Origin of the sequence: Streptomyces rhizosphaerihabitans (assembly GCF_025399795.1) — a bacterium.
GTDB classification, from domain to species: Bacteria; Actinomycetota; Actinomycetes; order Streptomycetales; family Streptomycetaceae; genus Streptomyces; species Streptomyces rhizosphaerihabitans.
Genome location: NZ_JAODTZ010000168.1, coordinates 1 through 747, shown reverse-complemented (window position 1 = coordinate 747; position 747 = coordinate 1). Strand labels below are relative to the sequence as shown.

Below are 747 nucleotides of genomic sequence, written 5' to 3'. Positions count from 1 at the left end.
TCTGCGCAGGTGGAGAACCTTGCCGAGAAGGCCGGCGACAAACTCACGGACGTCGCCGGGCAGCTCACTGACGCGGCCCAGAACGGTGGCTCGCTGCCCGCGATCGGGTCCCGCATCCTCCAGGGCGACTCACCGTTGAAGGCGTTCGTGTCGGAGAAGGCCAAGGGTGTGAAGGACAACGTCGTGGAGAAGGCCAAGAGTGCTTTCGGGGGTGGCAAAGGGAAGCGGAAGGCCAGTGGCGGCAAGGTCATGAACATCATCGAGGTTCTCGATGTCGGAGTGCCGCTCCGGGACACCTACGACTACTGGACGCAGTACGACAAGTTCAGCAGCTTCGCGAAGGGCGTTCGCGATGTTTCGAAGAGCGATGAGACAGGGAGTGACTGGAAGGTCAAAGTCGGCCCTTCAACGCGCAGCTTCAAAGCGACCGTCCAGGAACAGATTCCTGATGACCGGATCGTGTGGACCTCGGAGGGAGCCAAGGGGAGCACCCGCGGCGCGGTCAGTTTCCACGAGCTGGCGCCTACCTTGACTCGAATCGTGCTGGTGGTGGAGTACTACCCGTCGGGGTTCTTCGAGAAGACGGGCAACATCTGGCGGGCGCAAGGGCGCCGCATGCGACTGGACTTCAAGAACTTCCAGCGATACGTGACCCTCACCAATGAAGAGCCCGAGGGCTGGCGGGGCGAGATCCGTGACGGAGAAGTCGTCGTGTCCCATGAGGACGCCGTAGAAGAGGAAGAGGCT

At 62.0% G+C, this 747-nt stretch carries 1 protein-coding gene; it reads left to right on the top strand.

Annotation, left to right across the window (positions count from 1 at the left end):
* The coding region (locus tag N4G66_RS45240; RefSeq protein WP_261710159.1) for an SRPBCC family protein at positions 1–747 on the top strand (747 nt) is incomplete at both ends.